The 732-nt window shown below is 39.8% G+C and carries 1 tRNA gene and 1 rRNA gene; both read right to left on the reverse strand.

The features are described from left to right. Window positions 1-370: ribosomal RNA gene (locus GQS58_RS16890) — 23S ribosomal RNA — on the reverse strand; the annotation flags it as partial. A 196-nt stretch (window positions 371-566) separates the two neighbouring features. Continuing rightward, window positions 567-640, reverse strand: a tRNA-Ala gene (locus tag GQS58_RS16895). Window positions 641-732: the final 92 nt, after the last annotated feature.

Consider the following 732-nt stretch of genomic DNA (forward strand, 5'->3'; position numbering starts at 1 on the left):
GCTTACTTTTACGGGACTATCACCCTCTATGGTTTGTCTTTCCAAACAATTCTAATTCACTTATCTTCGAATATCGTGGCCCTACAACCCCTATTTTGCCGTAACAAAATAGGTTTGGGCTAATCCGCGTTCGCTCGCCACTACTAACGGAATCACTATTGTTTTCTCTTCCTCCGGTTACTTAGATGTTTCAGTTCACCGGGTTTACTCCTATTGCTAGGTGACATGTCTTCAACATGCCGGGTTGCCCCATTCGGAAATCTACGGATTAAAAGGTATGTGCCCCTCCCCGTAGCTTATCGCAGCTTATCACGTCCTTCGTCGTCTCTGAGAGCCTAGGCATCCGCCATACGCCCTTACTTAACTTATTGTACTTTTTGCTACAGTGTGTTGCCACACTATAATGAACTCTTTTATATTTTTATAAAAAAATTATTTAATTAGAATATAAATATTCTAATTGTTCTCTATCTATTTGATTCTTACGATATCATTTTACCAATATGTCAATGAACTTGTGGCGAATCGCCACTGATAATTAAATCAGTAACAACATTAAGCCGTTGTGGAGAATATCGGAGTCGAACCGATGACCTCTTGCGTGCAAGGCAAGCGCTCTAGCCAGCTGAGCTAATCCCCCATTATGAAATTCAGAATAAATTCTAAATTATGAATGTAGAATCCTCTTACTTCCAGAATTTCCTTAGTATTTTTGCTTTTTTGTAGTCCCGG

This window comes from Polaribacter sp. 11A2H, assembly GCF_011379025.1.
Lineage (GTDB): Bacteria > Bacteroidota > Bacteroidia > Flavobacteriales > Flavobacteriaceae > Polaribacter.